This is a genomic window from Mesorhizobium sp. WSM4841 (assembly GCF_055811515.1).
Genome location: NZ_JBVVQC010000035.1, coordinates 14,462 through 37,794, shown reverse-complemented (window position 1 = coordinate 37,794; position 23,333 = coordinate 14,462). Strand labels below are relative to the sequence as shown.

Genomic DNA, 23,333 nt, shown 5'->3' with positions numbered 1-23,333 from the left:
GCACAGGCTAAAAAAGTCGCAGGGCATAGCATGACTCTCTACCGGGCCAACCCGAAAGACGGCGTCGCGTGGATCACGGGCGGCAGCAGCGGTATCGGCCGTTCATTGGCCAAGGACCTTGCGGAGCAAGGCTATGCCGTCGCGGTGACGGCGCTCGACGACGATCCGATCGACACGCTTGTTGTCGAGACGGCGCAGATGCCGGGCCATGTCACGGCCTATCCTTGCGACGTCACTGACGAGAAGCGCATGGCAAAGACAGTCGCGGCGATCGAGAAGGATCTTGGCCCGATCGTCTTGGCCGTCTTCAATGCCGGGAGCTATATTGCGACCGCCGGCGAAGACCTCACCGTCCATGGATTTCGCCAGTCCTTCGATGTCAATTATTTCGGCATCATCAACGGCCTGGTGCCGGTCATCGAACGCATGCGCGTCCGCGCGCGCGGCCATATCGTCCTGGTCGGTTCGGTCACCGCCTATTTCGGCTGGCCGACCACGGCCGCCTATGGCGGCACCAAGGCAGCGGTCAATATCCTCGCAGAGTCGCTGAAATACGATTTCGACAAGATGAACGTCCGCATCCAGGTGATAAATCCGGGCTTCGTCGACACCCCGCTGACCGAGAAGAATTTGCTGCCGATGCCCGGTCTGATGCCCGTCAATCGCGCCTCGCGCCGCATGGCGCGCGGCATCAAATCCGGCGGCTTCGAAGTCACCTTCCCGCGCCGCTTGAGCTGGGGCCTGAAGCTGCTCAGAATCCTGCCGAGACCGTTCTGCCGATGGGTCATCGGCACCGCGACCCGCTGGAAGGCGCGTCCGCTGATTTTCGACCGCAAGCCGCCAAGCGAATAGACGGGCCTTCAAAGTTGGCGATCCCGCCGCCGGCGAGACGCCGTTGCCTGTTTGCCATCGCGGCCATAGGTTGCAGATTGTTGCGTGGAGTCTGCGATGGGGCGACGGATCGTGCTTGCGGTATTGGGTCTCGCCGTCATTCTTGTCCTGGCCTTCGCGCTTGGCCCGCGCATCCAAGCCGACACCACGATCCGCTTCGATCCTTCCGTGATCGGCGATGATCCACAAGCTTATCTGGCACGCAAGGAGGCTGCCGTACCGGGCGTCTACTACGGGCTGGAGAAGGAGATCATCTGGGCCAATCCGATGGTTCACGCCAGGACGCCGCTGTCGATCGTCTATATCCACGGCTTTTCGGCGTCGAAGGGCGAGGTTCGTCCGCTGCCGGACGAGGTGGCCGACCAGCTCGATGCCAATCTTTACTACACCCGCCTCACCGGCCACGGACGGGGCGGTGCCGCAATGGCGGACGGCAGCGTCAACGCCTGGATCAACGACTATGAGGAAGCTCTCGCCATAGGCCGGGCGATCGGCGACAAGGTGATCGTCATCGCCACCTCGACCGGCGGCTCGCTGGCAGCCTGGGCTGCGACGCAGCCGGGCGCATCGGACGGAGTGGCGGCAATCGCGTTCATCTCGCCGAATTTCGGCGTCAAGGCTTCCGGCGCCGAACTTCTGACCATGCCGTGGGGCCGAGAGATCGCCGAGTTGGTCGCCGGCAAGGAGCGCAGCTTCGTGCCACGCAATGCGCTGCACGAGAGATTCTGGACCTACCGCTATCCGATCGCCGCGACCCTGCCGATGGTGGCGCTGACCGAGCTTGCCTATGGCGCGCCGGTGGAGAAGGCGACCATCCCTGCCCTCTTCATCTTTTCGGATTCGGACAAGATCGTGCGGCAAGACCGCACCCGCGAAATCGCCGGGCGCTGGGGCGCCGCGCACGAACTGGTGCCGGTCGACGATACCGGCGATCGAGACAACCACGTCATTGCCGGTGACGCGCTGTCGCCAGCAACCACAGCTTTCCTCGCGCAGCGCATTGTCGTGTGGGTACAGGCGGTGGTGAAGTAGATCTCAGGCGAAAAAGGCGACCGAAGCATCGCTCCGATCGCCTTTTTCAATTGTGAGCAGCCGAGCCGAGCCCGACAGGCTCGGCCGGCTGCACTATTACGCAGCCCGCGCCGCTGGCCGCTTGCCGCCGAAACGACGCTTGTTGTTGCCCTTGAAGGGCTTGGCGCCTTCCGGCTTACGCTCGCCGGCGAAGGCCTCGCCGAAGCGCTTCTTGCCGAAGCCGTTGTTCTGGCCACCGGGACGCCTGCCGTCGCGACGGCCATTGCGGTCGTTGGCCGGCTCGAAGCTGCGCTCGTTCTTTTCGGCGGGATTGCGCTGCGGATCGGGGCTGCCGAGATGGTCGGCAACAATCGGCAGCTTGGTGCGGATGATACGCTCGACCTGGCGCAGCTTGCTGTTCTCGGACGGGTCGCAAAGCGTGATGGCGATGCCGTCCATACCGTTACGACCGGTGCGGCCGATGCGGTGGACATAGCTCTCCGCCTCGTCCGGCAGGTCGAAATTCACCACGTGGCTGATGCCGGGCACGTCGATGCCGCGCGCCGCGATATCGGTCGCCACAAGAATACGCACCGAACCCTCGCGGAAATCATTCAGCGCCTTCTGGCGGGCGTTCTGCGATTTGTTGCCATGGATGACGGCGGCCTTGAAGCCGTCGCGCTCGAGGTCCTTGGTCACCCTGTCGGCGCCATGCTTGGTGCGCGAAAAGATGATGACGGACTTCATGGCGTCGTCGGCGAGCATCGTCGACAGCACCTGGCGCTTCTGCTTGGTACGGGCAAAGACGACGCCCTGCACGATCTCGGCCGCCGCAGTGCTGTGAGGCGCCACTTCGACGCGGATCGGGTTCTTCAGCAGACCCTTGGCCAGTTCGGCGATTTCGGCCGGCATGGTCGCCGAGAACAACACCGTCTGACGGTCCGGCGCGGTCGCCCTGGCGATGCGCTTGACGTCGTTGATGAAGCCCATGTCGAGCATGCGGTCGCCCTCGTCCAGCACCAGCCATTTGGTGTCGGCAAGCACGAGATCGCCCTCACGCACCAGGTCGGTCAGCCGGCCGGGTGTGGCAATAAGGATGTCGACGCCGGGAGCAATCTTTTTCACCTGGCTGAAGCGCGAGACGCCGCCAAGCACGAGTGCTGTCGAGACATGCGCGCCCTTGGCGAGCAGCTTGATCATCTCTTCGATCTGCACGGCGAGTTCCCGCGTCGGCGCCAGGATCAGCGCGCGAGCGGTCTTCGGCCGGCGCTTGGTGCCGAGCGCGATGATCTTCGACAGGATCGGCAGCGCGAACGCCGCAGTCTTGCCCGATCCGGTCTGGGCGATGCCGAAAATGTCACGGCCTTCCAGCTGCGGCGGGATCGCCTGCGCCTGGATCGGCTTCGGATCGGTGAAGCCGGCGCCATGGGTGGCCTTGAGCAGCGCGCCCGTAATTCCAAGTGCTGCGAAACCTGAAAGTTCCCCAGTGTCCTTGCCGGTCAAAGTGTTTTCGTTGGTCAAAATATTCTTCTTTCACGCGGCTCCTGGCCGCAAACATCGATGGCGGCAGGGCGCAACAACCTGCCGTCGAAAAAACTGTCATGAAACGACAAGGCGTCGGACGTTATCGTCCGCACGGCTGCGCTGTCGTGCCCGCAGGCATCATGCCACGGGGCTTTTCGCCGCCTTGCCGAGATGTCGGAAAGAGGGAAAACAGACGCAACCAGTCTCATTCGTCGAGAAGGCCGGATGGTCCCGGCCCAAGCGCCTATGTCGCCGCATATGGCCCAGTTCGCCGCGAAATGCAAGGGGCGTCATGTTGCAGCGCAACAAAAACAGCCAGGAGCAGCAGTGGACGTCAACTTAAACTTCGTCCGGCCATTCCCTCGCCCCATGCTGGACGAATAGAACTTCTATTTGAGTGTCTTTCACGCGATACGCGACGACGTAGGGTGTGCCGGAAATCACCAGTTCACGAGTGCCTTTGATCTCACCGATGCGCCCGATAAACGGATTGGCAGACAACAGCCGAGCAGTCTTTGAATGAATATCATTGACGACACGGGCGGCAGCACGTGGGTTGTGTTGGCCGATATGGTCGCCGATTGATGCAAGCTCGATCAGATAATGTCGGGTCCAGACAATCCGCACAGACCTTTATGCCCGACTGTATTTGTTGAGAACCGCCGTAATCTCTTCTTCGCTTGCGAAGTCCTCACGGTCGGCGGCCTCGATTCCCGCCTGGACACCGGCGATCCATTTTTCCTGCCAAGCCAGAGAACGGCCGTGCGACAGCGCATCCTCAATGATCTGATCGCGAGTCAAAGTGGACCGTGAGGCCAGCATGTCGATCCGGCGGCTCAAGTCCTCGGATATTTCAATGTCGTTCTTCATAGCTCTAGTCTGCCATATCAGGCGAATGCCTGCCAAGAAGTTTCGCCGCGGGAGAGCCAGCCATGGGGCACCGGCGTATCGAGACCGGAGGCAAAAGCGCGGCCAGTATTGCGCAGCAAAAGCCGTGACGAAAGCAGAGCTTGCGCTCCCCTGTCGCCATGATACCACAAATCAGCTTCCATTTGGGGATCGACCGATGAAGGACGTGCTGAAGGAACTCGAGCGCCGCCGCGATATGGCGCGCATGGGCGGCGGCCAGGCCCGCATCGACGCCCAGCACAAGAAGGGCAAGCTCACCGCGCGCGAACGCATCGACGTCTTTCTCGACGAGGGTTCGTTCGAGGAGTTCGACATGTATGTCGAGCATCGCTCGACCGATTTCGGTATGGAGAAGACCAAGATCGCCGGCGACGGCGTCGTCACCGGCTGGGGTACCGTCAACGGCCGCCCGGTCTATGTCTTCGCCAAGGATTTTACTGTGTTCGGCGGCTCCCTGTCCGAGGCCCACGCCGAAAAGGTGGTCAAGGTGCAGGAGATGGCGTTGCGCAACCGCGCGCCGATCATCGGCCTCTACGACGCCGGCGGCGCTCGCATCCAGGAAGGCGTGGCAGCACTTGGCGGCTATGCCGAGATCTTCCAGCGCAATGTGCTCGCCTCCGGCGTCATCCCGCAGATTTCACTGATCATGGGCCCTTGCGCCGGCGGCGACGTCTATTCGCCGGCGATGACTGACTTCATTTTCATGGTTCGTGACACCTCATACATGTTCGTCACCGGGCCGGACGTGGTGAAGACGGTCACCAACGAGACGGTGACTGCCGAGAGCCTCGGCGGCGCCTTCGTCCACACGACCAAGTCCTCGATCGCCGATGGCGCCTACGACAATGACGTCGAGGCGTTGCTGCAGATGCGCCGGCTGGTCGATCTGCTGCCTGCCTCCAACACGGCTGATATCCCCGAGATCGAATGCTACCAGTCGGTCACCGATCACGATTTGTCGCTCGATCGACTGATCCCTGACAACGCCAACAAACCCTACGACATCAAGGAGTTGATCCTTAAAGTTGCCGATGAGGGTGACTTCTTCGAGATCCAGCAGAATTTTGCGAAAAACATCGTCACCGGTTTCGGGCGCGTCGAGGGCCGCACGGTCGGCTTCGTCGCCAACCAGCCGATGGTGCTGGCCGGCGTGCTCGATTCGGACGCCAGCCGCAAGGCGGCGCGGTTCGTGCGCTTCTGCGACTGTTTTTCGATTCCGATCGTCACCTTCGTCGACGTTCCAGGCTTCCTGCCCGGTACCGCGCAGGAATATGGCGGGCTGATCAAGCACGGCGCCAAGCTCTTGTTCGCCTATGCCGAAGCGACGGTCCCGAAGATCACCGTCATCACCCGAAAGGCCTATGGCGGCGCTTATGACGTGATGGCGTCAAAGCATCTGCGCGGCGACATGAACTATGCCTGGCCGTCGGCGCAGATCGCGGTGATGGGCGCTAGGGGCGCGGTCGAGATCATCTATCGCAAGGACATCGGCGATGCGGAGAAGATCGCAGCGCATACAAAGGCTTACGAGGATCGCTTCCTGTCGCCCTTCGTCGCCGCCGAGCGCGGCTATGTCGATGAGGTGATCATGCCGCATTCGACCCGCCGCCGCATTGCGCGCGCGCTCCGCATGCTGCGCAACAAGGATATGCAGAACCCCTGGAAGAAGCACGACAACATTCCGTTGTGAGACGCTGATGTCGCGAAAGCGACCACAGCAAAAGCTCACTCCGCTTCCGCCGCGCCAGACCCCGCCCACATGGTGGCGCGGACAGCGCCCGCCCAGGGTGTGGCATGATTGTCGATGCGCATCTGGAAGATAAAATAGGTCGGCGAGCAGAAGCCGATACCTTTCACCTTGCCGATACCAGGCGTATCGGGCGGCAGCGATTGGCACATATAATCCTCGCGGCAGAAATGATCGGCCGAGCAGGCCGGCCTGTTGCCGCGATTAACGGCGCCGCCGAGGCACTGGTCGAAATTGTTGGTCGCCACGCAAATGTCGAATTTTTTCCCGCCGACGAGCCCGCAGATCTCGTTCGGCATCGGCTTGCCCGGCTTGAAGCCGGCAAAAGCACGATCCTTGTCATTGCAGCCGCGATAGGCGATGCCGGCCGGCACGCCGATCTTCGGCGGCCGGCAAGTGTAGGCGGTGCGCGAAATATCGGTGGCGAAGGCCGCGAATTGGCCTGATATGATGTAGCGGTCTTTGAAAGGCTGCGCCGGGTTGCTGGCGATCGAGCCGGTCAGACATGGATGGCCGGAGAACATCTTTTCGCTGTGCTTGGGCAGCAGGCATTGCGCCAGTTTCATCCGCACGCCCGATGCAGTCGCCAGCACCGTGCAGACGGTGCCGCCGCCGCATTGCCAGCCCGCAGCGAAGTGCTTTGCGTCCTCCGGCATCAGACACGGCATCGCCACCTCGGCCGGCAGATAGGCGACCTCGCCGGCGTCCTGCCATGCGGCCGGCGGCGCGAAGGACAGCGGGCGGAGGCGGTTCGGCTCCTTGCCCTCGACGGTCGCGCGCAGCCACGCTTCGCGCCGCGGTATCTCGGCGTGGAGATGCGGCGAGATGCCGACTTCGATGCGGTTCAGCGGCGATGTGGTCTTGTCGTCGAGGCCGATGAAATGGAAACCGGCGGTCGAACCCGCCTGATGGCAACCCTGGCAGGCGCCATTATCCAGCCGCTCGACCAGCGCTTCCGGCGTGCGCACCAGCTTCAGTGCGGAATAGTCGAGCCCAGAAAAATCCGCGGGCTGGAACAGCGGCGTGAACGGGTGATTGGCCTGCCTTGCGCTGCCGAAAGTCGACCACGAAATGACCTTCTTCGCCAGGAATTCATCGGGGATTTCATAGACGCCGAGATCGACCGCCGCGAGATTGGAGCTGATATAGTCGGCAAGTTTTGCTTTCAGAGCGGCGTTTTCCGAGAGCAGCGCCACATCCGGCGTGTTTTCCAGCGGCTTTTCGCTGACCGTTTCTCCATCGACGCCGAAAATCCGCATGAGATAGGCGGCCTGCCCGCCGAATTCGGTCTCCTGGCCGGAGGGGAAGCGCACCACCTGGGCGTTGAGCTCGAGCTGCTTGAAGGTCAGCCCGGCCTTCTCCAGCGGCCCGCCGATGAGCCAGCCGGTATCGACGGTCTCGTCGAGCTGCGGCGTCCAGCGCCCGGCAACGCCGACGCAGCCGCCGTCGGCGTCCGGCGCGGCGCTGTAGATAGCATTGAAGTTGAACGGCAGGCGCGAGGCCAGAACCTTGCCGTTTTTCTTGAAGCTGTAGGCAAGGCGATAGATGAAACGCACCTCGCCGCAGCGCCCGTCGCCTCGTATATCGGCGAAATCACGCCGATCGAGCCGGTTGACGACACCGACCAGCCGGAAACGGGCGGCGTCGGTCTTCAGCCAGCGCATGTCCATGATGCGGCCGACATTGCCGTCGGTGACTTCGTAGAGCGGCCGCCCGCCAGCCTTCATCTCGGCCCGCAGCGCGGCGACATCGCCGGCAACCGTTTCGACGATCTGGTGATAAGCAGGCGTCTTGTCATAGAGCGCCTTCAGGTCGCCCCCGCCATCGACGCCAAAAATGCCGGCGAAGCCAAAACCCTTGGTGTCGAGGGCGGCAAGCAAGGCCGGATCGTCGACGATCATCACCGGACCTTCGGCGCGCGCGAGGTTGGCTAGGAAGAGGCTGACGAAAATCACAGCGATCAAGGCGAGCCGACGGTTCATTCAGCGGTCATCCCGTGGCGATTTTCGACAAGCTCGCGCAGCACCGGCACCAGCAGGTCTTCGGCGATCAGCCCAGGCCCGAAACGGCTGCCGGCCTCGGCATGGATCCAGACCGCCGCGCAGGCGGCTTCGAAAGCCGGCATGCCTTGCGCCAGGAAGCCGGCGATGATGCCCGACAGCACGTCGCCCGAACCAGCTGTGGCCAGCCATGGCGCGCCGTTGCCGTTGATCGCCGCCCTGCCATCGGGCGCCGCGATCACCGTGTCCGCGCCCTTGTAGACGACGATGGCGCCGGCGCGCGCGGCGGCAGAGCGCGCCTTGGCCAGCTTGGACAGGTTCTTGTCTCCGGCGATGTCCGGAAACAGCCTGGCGAATTCGCCCTCATGTGGCGTCAGCACCAACGCCGGTGCGTTCGGGCGGCGGGCGGCTTCGAACAAAACGTTGGGCGTATCGCGAAACGCGGTGATGCCATCGGCATCGAGCACCAGCCCGTCGACCCTGCCGTCTGGCCGTTGTCCGGCGGCCAGTACGCCGAGGGCAAAATCGCGTGTTTTTTCGCCGACGCCAAATCCGGGTCCGAGGACGAAAGCCGACGGCCGGCGGTCGCCGATGAATTCCTGTACGTCCGCGATGGTGTCGGCCTTGCGCAACATGATCGAAGTCAAATGCGCGGCATTCACCTGCACCGCATTCGCCGGCGACAGCACGGTCACCGCCCCTGCCCCGCTTCTGGCCGCGGCAAGCGCCGACAGCCGTGCCGCACCCGTCGCAGATGGCCCGCCCGAAAAAACGCCGACATGGCCGCGCCTGTATTTATGCGTGTCGACGGCTGGAATCGGGAAACTTTCTAACCAAAGCGGCGGGGTGTTCTCGAAGGTCCGCGGTTCAAGCTGCGCAATGATCCTATCGCCGATGCCGATGTCGGTAAGCACGAGTTCGCCGCACATCTCGCGCCCAGGCAACAGCAGATGGCCGGGCTTTTTTCGCGCGAACGTCACCGTGATTCGGGCGCGGAATGCCTGGCCGAGAATCTGGCCGCTCTCGCCGGACACGCCTGAGGGCAGATCGACCGCGACGACAGGCAGGTTCAGTTCTGTCGCAACTTCGACCGCCCTGGCGGCATCACCGGACAGCGGCTTGGACAGCCCTGCCCCATAAAGCGCATCGACCAGGATCGCTCCTGTCTCGGCGGCAAATTCCGACAGCGGCCGAGGCCTGACGGGGCATTCCGAAGCGGCGAGCGCCGCGTCGCTGCCGGCTTTGGCCGAGCCGGATGCCCACGTCAAGACGTCGATGGCGCTGTCCTGAAGAATGCGGGCGACGACATATCCGTCGCCGCCATTGTTGCCCGCCCCGCACAACACGTGGACGCGCCTGGCAGCCGGAAAATGGGCGAGCACCACCGCAGCGACCGCGGCACCTGCATTGCGCATCAGGCCAATGCCGTCGAGAGGTCCGGCGGAGACCGTCAACCGGTCGGCCTCAGCCATTTCGGCCGGAGACAAAATTTCATTGTTCATGGATGCCGATCCGCATTGGCTCAAGCCCGATCCTTGTGGTCAAAACATTGTCCAGTTTTCGGTTCGAAGCAAACGGTGATGAGGTGGCACAATCCATAAGCACATCTTGGGGACAATGGCTTCGTCGAAGCACAAATGCTCACGAAATGCTCTGTCTGCCCAATTATTGTGCGGACGAAAGCGCCGACAATGTGTAGGTTCCCGGTATCCATGACGCATCCAACGCAGCGAATGACGCGAATTTACCCCCCAACGCGGCATGGCATCGAAATCGCGTGATACCGCTTCGAATCCCCTCAAATTGGCACAATTCGTGCTTGAAGGAGGCGCAAGCGGGGCTCACAACCCGTCTTTTTGGCAGTGGAGGCCATTTTTTACATGAAAAAGATCGAAGCGATCATCAAGCCGTTCAAGCTAGACGAAGTGAAGGAAGCGCTTCAGGAGGCCGGGCTGCAAGGCATCACCGTTACGGAGGCCAAGGGTTTTGGCCGCCAGAAGGGCCATACCGAACTCTATCGCGGCGCTGAATATGTCGTGGATTTTCTGCCCAAGGTGAAAATCGAGGTCGTGCTCGGCGACGAGGCGGTCGAAGGCGCGATCGAAGCCATTCGCAAGGCGGCCCAGACCGGCCGCATCGGCGACGGCAAGATCTTTGTCTCCAACATCGAGGAAGTCGTGCGCATCCGCACCGGCGAAACAGGGATGGACGCGGTCTGAGCTTTCTGATTTCAGATCATTTCCTCGAAACGTCATCAGACAGGGAAACATGACATGACGACAGCCAAAGACATCATGAAGCAGATCAAGGACAACGACGTTAAATTCGTTGATCTGCGCTTCACCGATCCGAAGGGCAAGCTGCAGCACGTGACGATGGATGTCGTCGAGGTCGAGGAAGACATGTTTGCCGACGGCGTCATGTTCGATGGGTCCTCCATCGCCGGCTGGAAGGCGATCAACGAGTCCGACATGGTGCTGATGCCCGATACCGAGACGGTGCATATGGATCCGTTCTTCGCGCAGTCGACCATGGTCATCCTGTGCGATATCCTCGACCCGATCTCCGGAGAATCCTACAACCGCGACCCGCGCGGCACCGCCAAGAAGGCCGAAGCCTATATGAAGGCGGAAGGCATCGGCGATCAGATCTTCGTCGGCCCGGAAGCCGAGTTCTTCGTGTTCGATGACGTCAAGTACAAGGCCGACCCGTACAACACCGGCTTCAAGCTCGACTCCACCGAATTGCCGTCCAACGACGACACCGACTATGAGACCGGCAACCTCGGTCACCGTCCGCGCATCAAGGGCGGCTATTTCCCGGTGCCGCCGATCGACTCGGCGCAGGACATGCGCTCGGAGATGCTGACCGTGCTCGCCGAAATGGGCGTGCGGGTCGAAAAGCATCACCACGAAGTGGCCGCTGCCCAGCACGAACTCGGCATCAAGTTCGACACGCTGGTCCGCAACGCCGACAAGATGCTGATCTACAAGTACGTCGTGCACCAGGTCGCCAATGCCTACGGCAAGACGGCCACCTTCATGCCGAAGCCGGTCTTCGGCGACAACGGCTCGGGCATGCACGTCCACCAGTCGATCTGGAAGGAAGGCAAGCCGACCTTCGCCGGCAATGAATATGCCGGCCTCTCGGAGAGCTGCCTGTTTTACATCGGCGGCATCATCAAGCACGCCAAGGCGATCAATGCTTTCACCAACCCGCTGACCAACTCCTACAAGCGCCTGGTCCCGGGCTATGAAGCGCCGGTGCTGCTCGCCTATTCGGCCCGCAACCGTTCTGCCTCCTGCCGCATCCCATTCGGCTCGTCGCCGAAGGCCAAGCGCGTCGAGGTCCGCTTCCCCGATCCCGGCGCGAACCCCTACCTCGCCTTTGCCGCCATGCTGATGGCCGGCCTCGACGGCATCAAGAACAAGATCCATCCCGGCCAGCCGATGGACAAGGATCTCTACGACCTGCCGCCGAAGGAACTGAAGAAAATCCCGACCGTCTGCGGCTCGCTGCGCGAAGCCCTTCAGAGCCTCGACAAGGATCGCGGCTTCCTGAAGGCCGGCGGCGTGTTCGACGACGACCAGATCGACAGCTATATAGAGCTCAAGATGGCCGAAGTGATGCGCTTCGAAATGACCCCGCATCCGGTCGAATACGACATGTATTATTCGATCTGACCCGGATCGGCTAAGGGACAAACAAAACCCCGCCGGAGCGATCCGGCGGGGTTTTGTTTGGGATGGAGAAAATACTCAATCGAGCAGTTGGTGTAGTCGCCCTTGGCAAAACGCCGACGCGACGAGGAGCAGTCACGGCGCAGACACTCAGGTCCGCACCGTGACTACATGTTCAAGCGGCAGCCGAAACCTGGGCGCTGGTCGGGACAGAGGCGATCGTCTTTAGGATCTGCGAGGCGATCTGGTAGGGGTCGCCCTGCGAGTTCGGGCGGCGATCCTCAAGATAACCTTTGTAGCCGTTGCTGATGAAGGAATGCGGCACGCGGATCGAGGCGCCGCGGTCGGCGATGCCATAGCTGAACCTGTTCCACGGCGCGGTCTCATGCTTTCCGGTCAAACGCTTGTCGTTGTCCGGGCCGTAGACGGCGATGTGATCCATCAGATTCTTGTCGAAGGCGGCCATCAGCGCCTCGAAATAGTCCTTGCCGCCGACCTCGCGCATATGAGCGGTCGAGAAATTGGCGTGCATGCCGGAACCGTTCCAGTCGGTGTCGCCGAGCGGCTTGCAGTGGTATTCGATGTCGATGCCGTATTTCTCGGTGAGGCGCTGCATCAGGTAGCGGGCCATCCACATCTGGTCGGCGGCCTTCTTGGAGCCTTTGCCGAAGATCTGGAATTCCCACTGGCCCTTGGCCACCTCGGCGTTGATGCCTTCATGGTTGATGCCGGCGGCAAGGCAGAGGTCGAGATGCTCCTCGACGATCTGCCTGGCGACGCTGCCGACGTTGCTGTAGCCGACGCCGGTGTAGTACGGGCCTTGCGGCGCAGGGTAACCGCTCTCGGGGAAGCCGAGCGGGCGGCCGTCCTTGTAGAAGAAATACTCCTGCTCGAAGCCGAACCAAGCGCCCTCGTCATCGAGGATGGTTGCGCGCTTGTTGGATGCATGCGGCGTCATGCCGTCCGGCATCATGACTTCGCACATGACGAGCACGCCGTTTGTGCGCGCGGGATCCGGATAGATGGCGACCGGCTTCAGCACGCAGTCGGACGAGTGGCCTTCGGCCTGCATGGTCGAGGAACCGTCGAAGCCCCACAGCGGAAGCTGGTCGAGCGTCGGGAATTCGGCATATTCCTTGATCTGCGTCTTTCCGCGAAGGTTGGGAACCGGGGTGTATCCATCGAGCCAAATGTACTCGAGCTTGTATTTCGTCATTCTAGCCTCTCGTTGCTTTGATCACCGAACCTTGGACGGCGCCGGCATGCCAGCCACCCTGCAGCCGACCTGCCGGACTATCAAAAAGCAATTCGTGTGCCATTTTCACCGGCCAAGGATGCGACAAAACTGACGCCGCATCCCGACAAATCCGGTGCCGCGTAATCGCAATGCGTCCGGATCAATCACAAGCATGTTCTGCATAAATAACAGGCAGATACTGATCTTTTTATAATCATATTGCCTAACTGGATTGCAGAACTTATCTTGGGGAAAGATTGAATCGGCAAGGCTCTGCAGAAGAAGGGAGACCGACAATGGAAATCACTCCTGCCCGTCAGTCGGCCAAAATCCTGATGTTCCCGGTGGCAGCGCGCGCTTCTGCCTCAAATTTAAGCGGAAAGGCTAAGTTCGCGGCAGAACTTGCTTCATTGCGCAACCGTACGGATTTCGGAAGCGGCTGGTATCACGAAGCGGCCATCGAGGAAGAAAAACAGGACCGGAAGAGCTAAACCTTTCGTCCGCATCGCTTTTGACGAATTGCAAAGCCCGGCGCGATCACTCGCGCCGGGCTTTTCATTTTTGCTGTCAGGCGAGGATCAGGTCTTGGCGTGCAAGTCCGTTCCCAGCGTATCCTTGACAAAGATCATACCGATGACCAGCGACATCGCCGCGATCACCACCGGATACCAGAGGCCGTAATAGATATCGCCGCTGTAGGCGCTGAGCGCGAACACCGTCGCCGGCAGCAGGCCGCCGAACCAGCCATTGCCGATGTGATAGGGCAACGACATGCCGGTATAGCGGATGCGTGTGGGGAACATCTCGACCAAGATCGCGGCGATCGGTCCGTAGACCATGGTCACGTAAAGGACCAGGACGAACAGGATGCCGATGACCTTTGCCCAGTTGACCTGTTCAGGGTCGGCAAACATCGCAAAGGCGCCTGCTGCCGGGACGCTGTAGACGGTGACCTCAGGCGCTCCCGCCGCGGCCTCGTCGGCCGTCAGCAGCTTGTCCTTGATCGCCTGGTCGGCCGCAACCGTCGTCTTGTCGCCGGCGCGGATTGCGGCGGCGTCGAGCTTCAGTTCCGGATTGGCCGCGACGAAGGCGTCAAGCTTCTGGTCGGCGACCTTGGCCGCAGCACGCTTCAGCGGATAGCCGCCGTCCTGCAAAGCAATGTTGATTGCCTTCTTGAACGCGGAGTCGCTTGAAGCTGCCTTGTCTGCGGCTGCCACGGCATCATAGGACGCCACCGTTTCGTTGCCGATCTTGACGCTGGCCGCGGTGCCCGCTGCCGCTGTCGTGACAATGTCATAGGGGACGGAGCTCTTGGCAAGGAAATCCGTCGCAATATCGCACGACGTGAGAGGCTTGCGCGTTCCGGTTGGATTGAACTGGAACTTGCAGTCGCCAGGCGCAGCGGTAATCGTCGCACGGGTGTTTTGCTGCGCAGTGGCGAGCGCCGGGTTGGCTGCCCAGGTCAGCGCCTTGAACAGCGGGAAGGTGGTGACGATCGCCAGCGCCAGGCCCGCCATGATGATCGGCTTGCGGCCGATCTTGTCGGAGAGCCAGCCGAACACGACGAAGAAGATCGTGCCGAGCGCCAGCGCGATGGCGATCATGATGTTGACAGACTGGCCGTCGACCTTGAGCACGTTCTGCAGGAAGAACAGCGCGTAGAATTGGCCGTTGTACCAGACCACGGCCTGGCCGGCAGTAAGGCCGAGAAGCGCCAGAATGGCGATCTTGGCATTTTTCCATTGGCCGAATGCTTCCGTCAGCGGCGCCTTGGAACCCTTACCTTCGTCCTTCATCCGCTGGAATGTCGGCGATTCGGCAAGCGACAGGCGAATCCAGACCGAAATGCCCAGCAGGATCGCCGAAACCAGGAACGGAATGCGCCAGCCCCACTCCGCGAAGTCTTCCTTGCTCAGTGAATTCTGCACGGTCAGGATGACGATCAGCGACAGGAACAGGCCGAGCGTGGCTGTCGTCTGGATCCACGACGTGTAGAAGCCACGACGGTCGTCGGGAGCGTGCTCGGCGACGTAGGTCGCGGCACCGCCATACTCGCCACCGAGCGCCAGGCCTTGCAGCATGCGCAGCGCAACCAGGATGATCGGCGCCGCGATGCCCCAACTGGCCGCGCCAGGAAGTATGCCGACCAGGAAGGTCGACAGGCCCATGATCAGGATGGTGACGAGAAAAGTGTATTTGCGGCCGACGAGATCGCCGATGCGGCCGAACACCAGCGCACCGAACGGGCGCACGAGGAAGCCTGCGGCGAAAGCCAGCAGCGTGAAGATGTTGCGCGTTGTTTCGGGATATTGCGTGAAGAACGCAGCGCCGATCGCGGCCGCCAAAGTGCCGTAGAGATAAAAATCATACCATTCGAAAACGGTGCCGAGTGAGGAAGCGAAGATGACTTTCTTCTCTTCCCGCGTCATGCCGCGGCTTGCTCTGCCGGCGGTCGCTGCCATTGCCATGAATTTGTCCTCCCGTGACATCTCGCTGTGCTTGATGCTGCGCGGTGTCGTGCCTAGACACGAACTCGGGCAGCAATCGCCGCGAGAAATGACAGAAAGCGCCGCCCAGAGGCAGCCCGCCTTTGGGATTATGACTTTGGTCCAATGCATCGGCCCGAAGATCGGAATCGATCTTCGGAAAGCATGATGCATAGATTCAAGGTGTTAGAGCGTACTTTGCACGTCCAACTGGAACGCACGTCGCTCTAATGGGCAACACGAAACGAATGAGGGCGGTGATTGTGGTCAGCCCTTGAGCGCCTCGAGAAGGCCGACGGCGGCCATCATGTCGCGCTTGCGGTGGGCACGGCGGGCGACGGCCTCCGCGTCATGGCCCCAGTGCTCGGCCTGCCAGTCCTCGTCGACATGGCCGGCAGTCCAGGCGGCGTCGCCGTCGATCTCGCCGAACTCGACGGCCAGCGCCAGCAGAGCCGATCCTGTCAGCGACGTCATGACGTGGATGGCCGCCAGCCGCAGCGGGTCGGCACGCTGGGCAAGATGAACCCCGAGCACCGCGATGCTCTCGCGCGGCTGCTCGACATGGATCACCCCTTCGGCGAGGTGAAACCGGGCGCCGAGCGCGCTCCGCGCCCAGTCGATGATGGGATCCCAATGTTCGTTCTGACGGTCGACCAGCCCTTGTGGGGCGTCGGCGCGATAGCAGAGCAGGTCGGACGAGGCGAAGCGCAGGATGTCCTCCAGCACCGCCTGCGGGTCACTGGCGACGCCGTCGATGGCCGTGTTGACCAGACGCATGACCGGCATCGTCATCGGATCGATGGTCTCACCTTGCGCAGCGAACTCGTCGGCGACCAGCGCGGCCGCTTTTTCGGTCGGCAGCACCAGCAGCGCCTTGCCCGGCGTGCGAACCGGCTTGCCATCGAGATGAACGGCAAAACCAGCTTCGGCCGGTGCGACCGAGACGGCTTTGTAGAAGCGTTTCGGCAGGTGCGTCTTCATCTGGATCTGGGCACGGCGTACCGGATCCGGATCGGAGAGCTGCTTTCCCGCTTCGAGGTCGTTGAGAATATCGCGCATGCCGGAGCCTTTCATCCGGGGATCTGTTTTCGGGCCGGCCGATTCACAATGATCAGGCCGGCTGCGATGAGGCCGAGTGCCAGGAAAATACGAATGGTCAGCGGCTCGTTCAAGAAGATGGCGCCGCACAGCACGCCGAACACCGGCGACAGGAAGGTGAAGCTCGACAGGCCCGACGCCGGATAGCGCCGCAGCAGCCAGAACCACAGCACATAGGTGAAGGCGACGATGTAGACCGCCTGAAAAAGCAGAGCCAAGGTCGGCAACGCGGCGAAGTCGCGGACAGGCGGCCCGGCAAAAGGCGCCACCAAGGCGCCGACCACGGCAGCGCCGGCCAATTGGTAGAGCAGCAATTTCTCGGCGCTCGTTTCCGCCAATTTCGTCCGCTTGATGACGATGTAGGTCAATGCCCAAAGAATGCCGGCGCCAAGACTGAGCAGGTCACCGGTCAGTGTCGCACCATTATCGGCGCTCAACTGGTCGGAGAACACCGCGACCAATCCAGCGAATGCGAGCAGAAGTCCGACGAGCCGGCGCGCGGTGATGCGTTCGTCCAGCAGGAAATGCCCGCCGACCAGTACCCAGAACGGCATGGTGTTGACCAGCAAGGTGTTGCGCGCGACGGTCGTCTGTTCGAGCCCGACATAGAGAAACAGGAACTCGAGACCAAAAAGCGCGCCTGCCAGAATGCCGGCGACAAGCGTTCCGTCGCGGGTAAAAAGCACAATACCGCGCCAGCAGCACCAGGCGAGAACGCACAGCCCGCCAATGATCGACCGCGCAATCGACAGGAAAACGGGATCATAGCCGGCATAGGAGATTTTGGCGGCGACGTAGTTCAGCCCCCAGGAAAAGGTCAGTCCGACCATGATGGCAGCTGCCGCCATGTCGACCCTGTCGCGGCGGTCGAGTGTCTCGGTGGCGATACCCACTGGACCTAGTCCTCCGCGCTGGCGTCGTCGAAGCCGATCAGATTCCAGCTCTGGCGCATATGCGGCGGCATCGGTGCGGTGACGTCGATAAAACCCTTGTCGGGATGCGGGATGACGATGCGGCGCGCGTGCAGATGCAAGCGGTTCTGCATGCCGCCGGGGAAATCCCAATTGGTGTCGGCCTCGAAATATTTAGGGTCACCGATGATCGGGCAGCCGATGTGAGCGGCATGGACGCGAAGCTGGTGGGTACGGCCGGTATAAGGTTCCATTTCCAGCCAGGACAGGGTCTGCGCCGCCTGTTCGACGATCCGGTAGTAAGACACCGCGTGGTCGGCACCCTTTTCGCCATGCTTGGCGACGCGAACGCGGTCGCCGTCGGGTGTCGGCTCCTTGATCAGCCAGGTCGAGATCTTGTCCTCGCGCTTCGGCGGCACGCCTTTGACCAGCGCCCAATAGGTCTTCTTGGTCTCACGCGCCCGGAACGCCTCGGCAAGCTTCATGGCGGCGAGCCTGGTGCGGGCGACGACCAGCACGCCTGACGTGTCGCGGTCGAGCCGGTGCACCAAACGCGGTTTCTCGCCCTTCTGGCTGCGCCAGGCTTCCAGCATGTCGTCAACATTGCGGGTGACGCCCGAGCCACCCTGGACGGCGAGGCCGGCCGGCTTGTTGAAGACGAAGACTTTCGGATCTTCATGGATCAGCATCTTGGCCAGAACGTCGGCGTCGCCCTGGTTGCGGATCGAGTGACCGGTGAGCGGGCTCTCGCCTTTCTTGTCCACTTCGAGCGGCGGGATACGAACCATCTGGCCCGGCTCGACGCGGGTATCGGCCTTCACCCTGCCACCATCGACACGGATCTGGCCGGAGCGCAGCAGCTTTTGCAGATGGCCGAAGCCAAGACCCGGAAAATGGGTCTTGAACCAGCGGTCGAGCCGCATGCCCGCCTCGCCGGCCTCCACCGTGATCTGTTCTACGCCTGCCATAATTCCAATCGCCGTTTCGCGGGCATGCAACGGCATTCACCGGCACCCGCAACCTCACACTCGATCATTCGTTATCGGTTCCATATTGCAGAACCTGAACTTTCTCCAGTGTGATCAAACCACTTGTCATGATTGTTTCAAGGACAGGCAGGAAAGCGGCTATCTTTTCCTCGTCATCGACGATCTCGATCACAAGGGGCAGATCCTCCGACAGACGGAGGATCTTCGTGGTGTGAAGCCGGCTGGAATGGCCGAACCCCATCGCCCCGCGCAGGACGGTAGCGCCGGCAATTTGCATTTCGCGGGCCTTCAGCACAATCGCCTCATACAGCGGACGGCCGTCTGCCCTGTCGTTCTCGCCGATGAATATGCGCAGCAACTGCGCCTGTCTTGGTATCTTCATTGCCTGGATCCTCTCAGCCGGTTGAGGCGCACTGCAAGGATGTGGCCAAGCCAGACGGCGGCAAGCCACGTTACCACGGAGATCGCGATATTGGCCGCAGCCGCCATAAGCTTCCCGCTTTGCGCGAGGGTGAGCGTTTCAAGGCTGAAGGCGGAGAAGGTTGTCAGGCCACCGCAGAAGCCGGTCATGAAGAACTGGCGCTGCAACGGGCTGGCGAAGACACGGCCATCCGGCCCCGTCAACGTCGCGTAGAAGCCGATGAGGAATGAGCCGACAATATTCACGAGGAGCGTGCCGAATGGGAATCCATTGCCCCACAGGGCAGTGCTCGTCAGCGAGGCAAGCGCCCGCAGCACGCCGCCAATCATGCTGCCTGCGGCCACGGTCGCATAGATCCGAACCGCTTCGTTCGTTTTGCGCCAGCTAATGAGGCGCGCCGCATGCTCTGCTGCGGCGGTGTCCATCCCGCCGGAGCGGAGCTTCCGCGGGCTGCTCATGGCGCCCCACTGCCAATCAGAAGACTTCCTGCGGCAAAACCCAGCGTCACACCACCGAGGCTCAGAAAGACTGAAAGCAGCACATTGCCACCGGCGCGCAGCCATTCGCCCTCGCGCGCCAGTGCCAGCGTCTGCAGGCTAAAGGAGGAAACCGTGGTGTAGCAGCCGAGGCCGCCGGTTGCGGCAAAGGCCCAGATGGCGGGCATGCTGTCGCGCGCCACCGCATGCGCAACAACACCGATCGCAAATGCCCCCGAAACGTTGACGACCATTGTGCCCCAGGGAAAGGTCTCGCCGACCCGGCGGGCGACGAAGCCGGACAGGAAGAAGCGGGCCATTGCGCCGATCGCGCCGCCAAGACAGACAAACAACAGATGATACATCATGCTCCCTCTTGCCGGTCAAGCTACGGTGTCAGGCAGCTCCGGCCTTCTTGGTCTCAAGAGACCGCAGGGCCGCGCGAGCCTACTTTTGCCGCTCGCCGCGCAGCTTCGCCCAATAGTCGAGCCGTTTCCTGATATCACGCTCGAAACCGCGCTCCGGCGGATCATAGAATGTGCGGCGGCCCATCCTTTCCGGAAAATAATCCTGTCCGGAAAAAGCGTCCGGCTCGTCGTGGTCGTAACGGTAGCCGGCGCCGTAATCTTCTTCTTTCATCAGCTTGGTCGGCGCGTTGAGGATGTGTTTGGGCGGCAGCAGTGAGCCGAACTCCTTCGCCGCCTGAGTGGCGGCCTTGAAGGCGGTGTAGACGGCATTGGATTTGGGCGCGCTGGCGAGATAGACGGTGGCCTCGGCGAAGGCGAGCTCGCCCTCTGGCGAGCCCAGGTAGTCGTAGGCATCCTTGGCGGCATTGGCGATGACCAGCGCCTGCGGGTCGGCCAGCCCGATATCCTCCATCGCCATGCGCACCAGCCGGCGGCCGAGATAGAGCGGATCCTCGCCGGCGTCGAACATACGGGCGAGATAATAGAGGGCGGCGTCGGGGTCGGAGCCGCGCACCGATTTGTGCAGTGCCGAGATCAGATTGTAGTGGCCGTCCTGGCCCTTGTCGTAGATCGGCGCCCGGCGCTGGACGATGCGCTGCAGGCCCTCGGCGCCGAACACCTCGCCTGACTTGGCGGCGCGCCAGACCTCTTCGGCCAGCGTCAGCGCCGCGCGGCCATCGCCATCGCTCATGCGGATGAGCATCGCCCTCGCCTCGTCGTCGAGCGGCAGCGCCCTGCCCTCGGTCTCCTCGGCACGCGCCAGCAGTTTTGCGATGCTGTCCTCACCGAGCGAATGGAAGACCAGCACGCGCGCGCGGGATAGAAGCGCCGCGTTCAGCTCGAAGGACGGGTTCTCGGTTGTGGCGCCAACCAGCACGACGGTGCCGTCTTCCATGACAGGCAGAAAACTGTCCTGCTGGGCGCGGTTGAAGCGATGGATCTCGTCGACGAAGAGCAGCGTCTGACGGCCGTTGGAGCGGCGCAGCTTCGCCGCCTCGAACACTTTCTTCAGGTCGGCGACACCGGAAAACACCGCCGATATCTGTTGGAAGGCAAGGCTGGTTTCGCCGGCAAGCAGCCGCGCGACCGTAGTCTTGCCCGTCCCGGGCGGCCCCCAGAAGATCATCGAGCCGAGCGAGCCAGAGCCGATCAGCCGCGTCAGTGCGCCGTCGGGCCCGGTCAGATGCTCCTGGCCAACGACCTCGCCGAGGTTCTTCGGGCGCAGCCGGTCGGCCAGCGGCCTGCCGGGCGGCGCCTTTTCCGGTTCATCGACACTGAACAGATCGGCCATGCACTTCGTTTCGTTGGAGCGCGATCTCGTCCGAAGGATCGACGCTCGGGCTCAGTAACGCAACACCTGGCGCAGTATCTGCCCGCCGCGCTCGACGGTAAAGCGCCACCAGCGCGTCTCTTCCATGGCTGCCTGTTCCAGGGTCGCGGCGGTATCGATGGTCAAGCCATTGACCTCGCGAACGATGTCGCCCGGCTGGAACCCGAAATCGGCTGCGGGCGAACCCCGATTGATGTCGACCACCGTAACACCCTTGACATCGGTACGCATGCCGAGCCGCTGGGCGAGCCGGGGCGACAGTTCCGCAACCTTGGCACCGGAAAACGGGCTGCGACCGCGCAGTGTCAACGCCGCGAGTTTTGCACCTTCCGGCGCGCGCTCCAGCGCAATCTCCATCGTCGCTTGCTGGCCTTTGCTGAGGACGCCGAAGCTGGCATTGGTGCCGATCGACAGCGTCGCCATCCGGTAATCCAGCGCCTCGATACTCTCGACCGGCGTGCCGTTGAGCGACAGCACGACATCGCCGGGCTTGAGCCCCGCCGTGGCCGCCGGCCCTGCTTCTTCGACGGTCGAAACCAGCGCCCCGGTCGGGGTCTCCAGACCGAGCGATTCGGCGATCTGCAGCGTCACGCGCTCGAATTCGGCGCCGATATAGGGCCGCTCGAAGAAGTCGCGCCCGGCCTTGGCCGCATCGGCAAACGCGCGAACCATGTTGGAGGGAATAGCAAAGCCGATGCCGATCGAGCCGCCGCTGCGGCTGTAGATCGCCGTGTTGATGCCGACCAGTTGGCCACCCATGTTGATCAGCGCACCGCCGGAATTGCCGGGATTGATCGCGGCGTCGGTCTGGATGAAGAAACTGGAATCGGAAACGCCGATGTGGCTGCGGGCAAGCGCCGAAACGATGCCGCTGGTGGTGGTCTGGCCGACACCGAAGGGATTGCCGATGGCCAGCAACAGGTCACCAACCTCGAGCGCGTCGGAATCGCCGATGGCGACGACCGGAAATGGCTTGTCGGAGGAGATCTTGAGCACAGCGAGGTCAAGCGTCTCGTCCTTGAGCAGCACCTTGCTGTCGAATTCACGCCCGTCCGCGGTGGCGACCTTGACCTGATCGGCGTCCTTGATGAGGTGGAAATTGGTGACCACTATGCCTGTCGGATCGACCAGCACGCCGGAGCCGAGCGAGGACTGCGCACGCGGCTGCGAACGGCCGAAGAACTCTTCGAAGAAAGGATCGCCGTCGAAGGGCGACCTCAACTTGGCCGTTTGCGAGGCATAGACATTGACCACGGCTGGCGCCGTCTGCTTGACCAGCGGCGCGAAGGACAGTTGCATCTCCTCGCGGCCGAACGGCACGCGCTTGTCTGGACCGGAGGTGGCATTTTCGCCTTCGGCGCCGCGCAGCATGTCGGTCAGCACATCGGACAGACCGGGATCGGCCTTGGTGTCCTGAGCCAGCGCCTGCCTGGCCGCCGGCACGACTGCCAGCGCCATCAAGGCGCAGAGTAGAACAAGGGACAGCCGTTTTACGCGCATTCCGAATCCTCCGGGTCGGGCGCCATTGTCCCGACGATTGTGCAAAATGAATGGCTAAGGCAATGAAATCGAATTATTCTCGAGGAAAAGACATGAGCTGAGTCAAGAAAATCGCCGCAATGCTCCGTACCGCTTCCAGAATGCACAAAAGGGCCCGCAGGCCCTTTTGAACTCTTTCAAGCAAACCGAAGCTTATGCGGCTGCGGCTTCCTCGTCGGTGCCTTCTGCCTCGATGCGGGCACGGTCGCCGGCGCCCTTGGCCGAGGTGTCGCGATCGACGAACTCGATGACCGCCATCGCGGCATTGTCACCGTGACGGAAGCCCGCCTTCATGATGCGCAGATAGCCGCCGTTGCGGGTGGCGTAGCGCGGCGCGATCGTGTCGAACAGGCGCTTGACGACGCCTTCATTGCCGATCTGGGCAATCACCTGGCGGCGGGCATGCAGATCGCCGCGCTTGCCGAGCGTCACCAGCTTCTCGACGATCGGACGCAGATCCTTCGCCTTCGGCAAGGTGGTGAGGATCTGCTCATGCTCGATGAGCGATACGGCAAGGTTGGCAAACATCGACTTGCGATGGCTTATGCTGCGGGCGAACCGGCGGCCTTTAAATCCGTGGCGCATGGCTCTTCTCCTTCATTCCGGGTTCAAGAGGC

The 23,333-nt window shown here is 62.2% G+C and carries 22 protein-coding genes; 6 read left to right on the top strand and 16 right to left on the bottom strand.

Features of this window, described 5'->3' with window-relative positions; translation table 11 throughout:
* The first annotated feature begins 30 nt into the window (after positions 1-30).
* Both AC0L14_RS29190 and AC0L14_RS29185 read left to right on the top strand, forming a co-directional pair.
* On the top strand, positions 31-852 hold the full coding sequence (locus AC0L14_RS29190; RefSeq protein WP_473527917.1) for an SDR family oxidoreductase: 822 nt from the start codon (positions 31-33) through the stop codon (positions 850-852).
* 96 nt (positions 853-948) lie between these two features.
* Entirely contained in the window at positions 949-1,923 is a 975-nt protein-coding gene (locus tag AC0L14_RS29185) for an alpha/beta hydrolase (RefSeq protein WP_473751572.1), read from the top strand.
* Between the two features lie 96 nt (positions 1,924-2,019).
* On the opposite strand, the gene AC0L14_RS29180 is transcribed toward AC0L14_RS29185, so the two are convergent.
* The 3 genes from AC0L14_RS29180 to AC0L14_RS29170 all read right to left on the bottom strand — a co-directional run bounded on the left by AC0L14_RS29180 (position 2,020) and on the right by AC0L14_RS29170 (position 4,296).
* On the bottom strand, positions 2,020-3,423 hold the full coding sequence (locus tag AC0L14_RS29180; protein ID WP_473527915.1) for a DEAD/DEAH box helicase: 1,404 nt from the start codon (positions 3,421-3,423) through the stop codon (positions 2,020-2,022).
* Positions 3,424-3,765: 342 nt separating this feature from the next.
* On the bottom strand, positions 3,766-4,053 hold the full coding sequence (locus AC0L14_RS29175) for a type II toxin-antitoxin system RelE/ParE family toxin (RefSeq protein WP_473527914.1): 288 nt from the start codon (positions 4,051-4,053) through the stop codon (positions 3,766-3,768).
* 6 nt (positions 4,054-4,059) lie between these two features.
* Entirely contained in the window at positions 4,060-4,296 is a 237-nt protein-coding gene (locus AC0L14_RS29170; protein ID WP_473527913.1) for a transcriptional regulator, read from the bottom strand.
* Positions 4,297-4,492: 196 nt separating this feature from the next.
* Here AC0L14_RS29170 and AC0L14_RS29165 point away from each other — a divergent pair, with 196 nt between their 5' ends.
* On the top strand, positions 4,493-6,025 hold the full coding sequence (locus tag AC0L14_RS29165) for an acyl-CoA carboxylase subunit beta (RefSeq protein WP_473527912.1): 1,533 nt from the start codon (positions 4,493-4,495) through the stop codon (positions 6,023-6,025).
* Between the two features lie 35 nt (positions 6,026-6,060).
* Here AC0L14_RS29165 and AC0L14_RS29160 read toward each other — a convergent pair whose 3' ends face one another.
* Together AC0L14_RS29160 and AC0L14_RS29155 are read right to left on the bottom strand one after the other, a co-directional pair.
* Entirely contained in the window at positions 6,061-8,064 is a 2,004-nt protein-coding gene (locus AC0L14_RS29160; RefSeq protein WP_473527911.1) for a hypothetical protein, read from the bottom strand.
* A complete protein-coding gene (locus tag AC0L14_RS29155; protein ID WP_473751571.1) occupies positions 8,061-9,584 on the bottom strand; it encodes an NAD(P)H-hydrate dehydratase in 1,524 nt (507 codons plus the stop codon). Before AC0L14_RS29155 ends, AC0L14_RS29160 begins: the two co-directional genes overlap by 4 nt.
* Before the next feature lie 378 nt (positions 9,585-9,962).
* Here AC0L14_RS29155 and AC0L14_RS29150 point away from each other — a divergent pair, with 378 nt between their 5' ends.
* Positions 9,963-10,301 carry a P-II family nitrogen regulator gene (locus AC0L14_RS29150; protein WP_095494897.1) on the top strand — a complete coding sequence of 113 codons (339 nt, stop codon included), beginning with the start codon at positions 9,963-9,965 and terminating at the stop codon, positions 10,299-10,301.
* A 54-nt stretch (positions 10,302-10,355) separates the two neighbouring features.
* Positions 10,356-11,765 (top strand): type I glutamate--ammonia ligase, encoded by a 1,410-nt coding sequence (glnA, locus tag AC0L14_RS29145; protein ID WP_287087643.1) that lies wholly within the window; start codon positions 10,356-10,358, stop codon positions 11,763-11,765.
* 172 nt (positions 11,766-11,937) lie between these two features.
* Here the strand turns inward: glnA and AC0L14_RS29140 are convergent, their stop codons facing one another.
* Positions 11,938-12,978, bottom strand: coding sequence for a glutamine synthetase beta-grasp domain-containing protein (locus AC0L14_RS29140; protein ID WP_473751570.1), 1,041 nt, complete (start codon positions 12,976-12,978; stop codon positions 11,938-11,940).
* Between the two features lie 317 nt (positions 12,979-13,295).
* Between AC0L14_RS29140 and AC0L14_RS29135 the strand changes: the two genes are divergently transcribed.
* Positions 13,296-13,490 (top strand): DUF2735 domain-containing protein, encoded by a 195-nt coding sequence (locus AC0L14_RS29135; RefSeq protein WP_123151494.1) that lies wholly within the window; start codon positions 13,296-13,298, stop codon positions 13,488-13,490.
* Between the two features lie 87 nt (positions 13,491-13,577).
* On the opposite strand, the gene AC0L14_RS29130 is transcribed toward AC0L14_RS29135, so the two are convergent.
* The 10 genes from AC0L14_RS29130 to rplQ all read right to left on the bottom strand — a co-directional run bounded on the left by AC0L14_RS29130 (position 13,578) and on the right by rplQ (position 23,301).
* Positions 13,578-15,467: an MFS transporter gene (locus AC0L14_RS29130; RefSeq protein ID WP_473527908.1), complete on the bottom strand. Its 1,890-nt coding sequence runs from the start codon at positions 15,465-15,467 to the stop codon at positions 13,578-13,580.
* Between the two features lie 285 nt (positions 15,468-15,752).
* Positions 15,753-16,544, bottom strand: a complete 792-nt coding sequence (locus AC0L14_RS29125) for an ATP12 family chaperone protein (RefSeq protein ID WP_473751569.1) — start codon at positions 16,542-16,544, stop codon at positions 15,753-15,755.
* 11 nt (positions 16,545-16,555) lie between these two features.
* Entirely contained in the window at positions 16,556-17,431 is an 876-nt protein-coding gene (locus AC0L14_RS29120; protein ID WP_473751587.1) for a DMT family transporter, read from the bottom strand.
* Between the two features lie 50 nt (positions 17,432-17,481).
* Complete coding sequence (locus AC0L14_RS29115; RefSeq protein ID WP_473494212.1) at positions 17,482-18,462, bottom strand: RluA family pseudouridine synthase; 981 nt, start codon at positions 18,460-18,462, stop codon at positions 17,482-17,484.
* Between the two features lie 64 nt (positions 18,463-18,526).
* Positions 18,527-18,865, bottom strand: coding sequence for a DUF190 domain-containing protein (locus tag AC0L14_RS29110; RefSeq protein ID WP_065009799.1), 339 nt, complete (start codon positions 18,863-18,865; stop codon positions 18,527-18,529).
* Complete coding sequence (gene crcB, locus AC0L14_RS29105; RefSeq protein WP_473751568.1) at positions 18,862-19,329, bottom strand: fluoride efflux transporter CrcB; 468 nt, start codon at positions 19,327-19,329, stop codon at positions 18,862-18,864. Before crcB (AC0L14_RS29105) ends, AC0L14_RS29110 begins: the two co-directional genes overlap by 4 nt.
* A 29-nt stretch (positions 19,330-19,358) precedes the next feature.
* Positions 19,359-19,748, bottom strand: a complete 390-nt coding sequence (gene crcB, locus AC0L14_RS29100; RefSeq protein WP_473751567.1) for a fluoride efflux transporter CrcB — start codon at positions 19,746-19,748, stop codon at positions 19,359-19,361.
* Between the two features lie 79 nt (positions 19,749-19,827).
* On the bottom strand, positions 19,828-21,138 hold the full coding sequence (locus AC0L14_RS29095) for a replication-associated recombination protein A (RefSeq protein ID WP_473751565.1): 1,311 nt from the start codon (positions 21,136-21,138) through the stop codon (positions 19,828-19,830).
* Positions 21,139-21,189: 51 nt separating this feature from the next.
* Positions 21,190-22,677 carry a DegQ family serine endoprotease gene (locus AC0L14_RS29090; RefSeq protein WP_473751564.1) on the bottom strand — a complete coding sequence of 496 codons (1,488 nt, stop codon included), beginning with the start codon at positions 22,675-22,677 and terminating at the stop codon, positions 21,190-21,192.
* 192 nt (positions 22,678-22,869) lie between these two features.
* Positions 22,870-23,301 (bottom strand): 50S ribosomal protein L17, encoded by a 432-nt coding sequence (rplQ, locus tag AC0L14_RS29085; RefSeq protein ID WP_023799277.1) that lies wholly within the window; start codon positions 23,299-23,301, stop codon positions 22,870-22,872.
* Positions 23,302-23,333 lie beyond the last annotated feature (32 nt).

What these genes read in the sequence shown, in the direction of transcription:
- AC0L14_RS29190 (WP_473527917.1), top strand. Translation starts at nt 31, where the DNA reads ATGACTCTCTACCGGGCCAACCCGAAAGACGGCGTCGCGTGGATCACG.
- AC0L14_RS29185 (WP_473751572.1), top strand. Translation starts at nt 949, where the DNA reads ATGGGGCGACGGATCGTGCTTGCGGTATTGGGTCTCGCCGTCATTCTT.
- AC0L14_RS29170 (WP_473527913.1), bottom strand. Translation starts at nt 4,296, where the DNA reads ATGAAGAACGACATTGAAATATCCGAGGACTTGAGCCGCCGGATCGAC.
- AC0L14_RS29165 (WP_473527912.1), top strand. Translation starts at nt 4,493, where the DNA reads ATGAAGGACGTGCTGAAGGAACTCGAGCGCCGCCGCGATATGGCGCGC.
- AC0L14_RS29160 (WP_473527911.1), bottom strand. Translation starts at nt 8,064, where the DNA reads ATGAACCGTCGGCTCGCCTTGATCGCTGTGATTTTCGTCAGCCTCTTC.
- AC0L14_RS29155 (WP_473751571.1), bottom strand. Translation starts at nt 9,584, where the DNA reads ATGAACAATGAAATTTTGTCTCCGGCCGAAATGGCTGAGGCCGACCGG.
- AC0L14_RS29150 (WP_095494897.1), top strand. Translation starts at nt 9,963, where the DNA reads ATGAAAAAGATCGAAGCGATCATCAAGCCGTTCAAGCTAGACGAAGTG.
- glnA (WP_287087643.1), top strand. Translation starts at nt 10,356, where the DNA reads ATGACGACAGCCAAAGACATCATGAAGCAGATCAAGGACAACGACGTT.
- AC0L14_RS29140 (WP_473751570.1), bottom strand. Translation starts at nt 12,978, where the DNA reads ATGACGAAATACAAGCTCGAGTACATTTGGCTCGATGGATACACCCCG.
- AC0L14_RS29135 (WP_123151494.1), top strand. Translation starts at nt 13,296, where the DNA reads ATGGAAATCACTCCTGCCCGTCAGTCGGCCAAAATCCTGATGTTCCCG.
- AC0L14_RS29130 (WP_473527908.1), bottom strand. Translation starts at nt 15,467, where the DNA reads ATGGCAATGGCAGCGACCGCCGGCAGAGCAAGCCGCGGCATGACGCGG.
- AC0L14_RS29125 (WP_473751569.1), bottom strand. Translation starts at nt 16,544, where the DNA reads ATGCGCGATATTCTCAACGACCTCGAAGCGGGAAAGCAGCTCTCCGAT.
- AC0L14_RS29120 (WP_473751587.1), bottom strand. Translation starts at nt 17,431, where the DNA reads ATGGCGGCAGCTGCCATCATGGTCGGACTGACCTTTTCCTGGGGGCTG.
- AC0L14_RS29115 (WP_473494212.1), bottom strand. Translation starts at nt 18,462, where the DNA reads ATGGCAGGCGTAGAACAGATCACGGTGGAGGCCGGCGAGGCGGGCATG.
- AC0L14_RS29110 (WP_065009799.1), bottom strand. Translation starts at nt 18,865, where the DNA reads ATGAAGATACCAAGACAGGCGCAGTTGCTGCGCATATTCATCGGCGAG.
- crcB (WP_473751568.1), bottom strand. Translation starts at nt 19,329, where the DNA reads ATGGACACCGCCGCAGCAGAGCATGCGGCGCGCCTCATTAGCTGGCGC.
- crcB (WP_473751567.1), bottom strand. Translation starts at nt 19,748, where the DNA reads ATGATGTATCATCTGTTGTTTGTCTGTCTTGGCGGCGCGATCGGCGCA.
- AC0L14_RS29095 (WP_473751565.1), bottom strand. Translation starts at nt 21,138, where the DNA reads ATGGCCGATCTGTTCAGTGTCGATGAACCGGAAAAGGCGCCGCCCGGC.
- AC0L14_RS29090 (WP_473751564.1), bottom strand. Translation starts at nt 22,677, where the DNA reads ATGCGCGTAAAACGGCTGTCCCTTGTTCTACTCTGCGCCTTGATGGCG.
- rplQ (WP_023799277.1), bottom strand. Translation starts at nt 23,301, where the DNA reads ATGCGCCACGGATTTAAAGGCCGCCGGTTCGCCCGCAGCATAAGCCAT.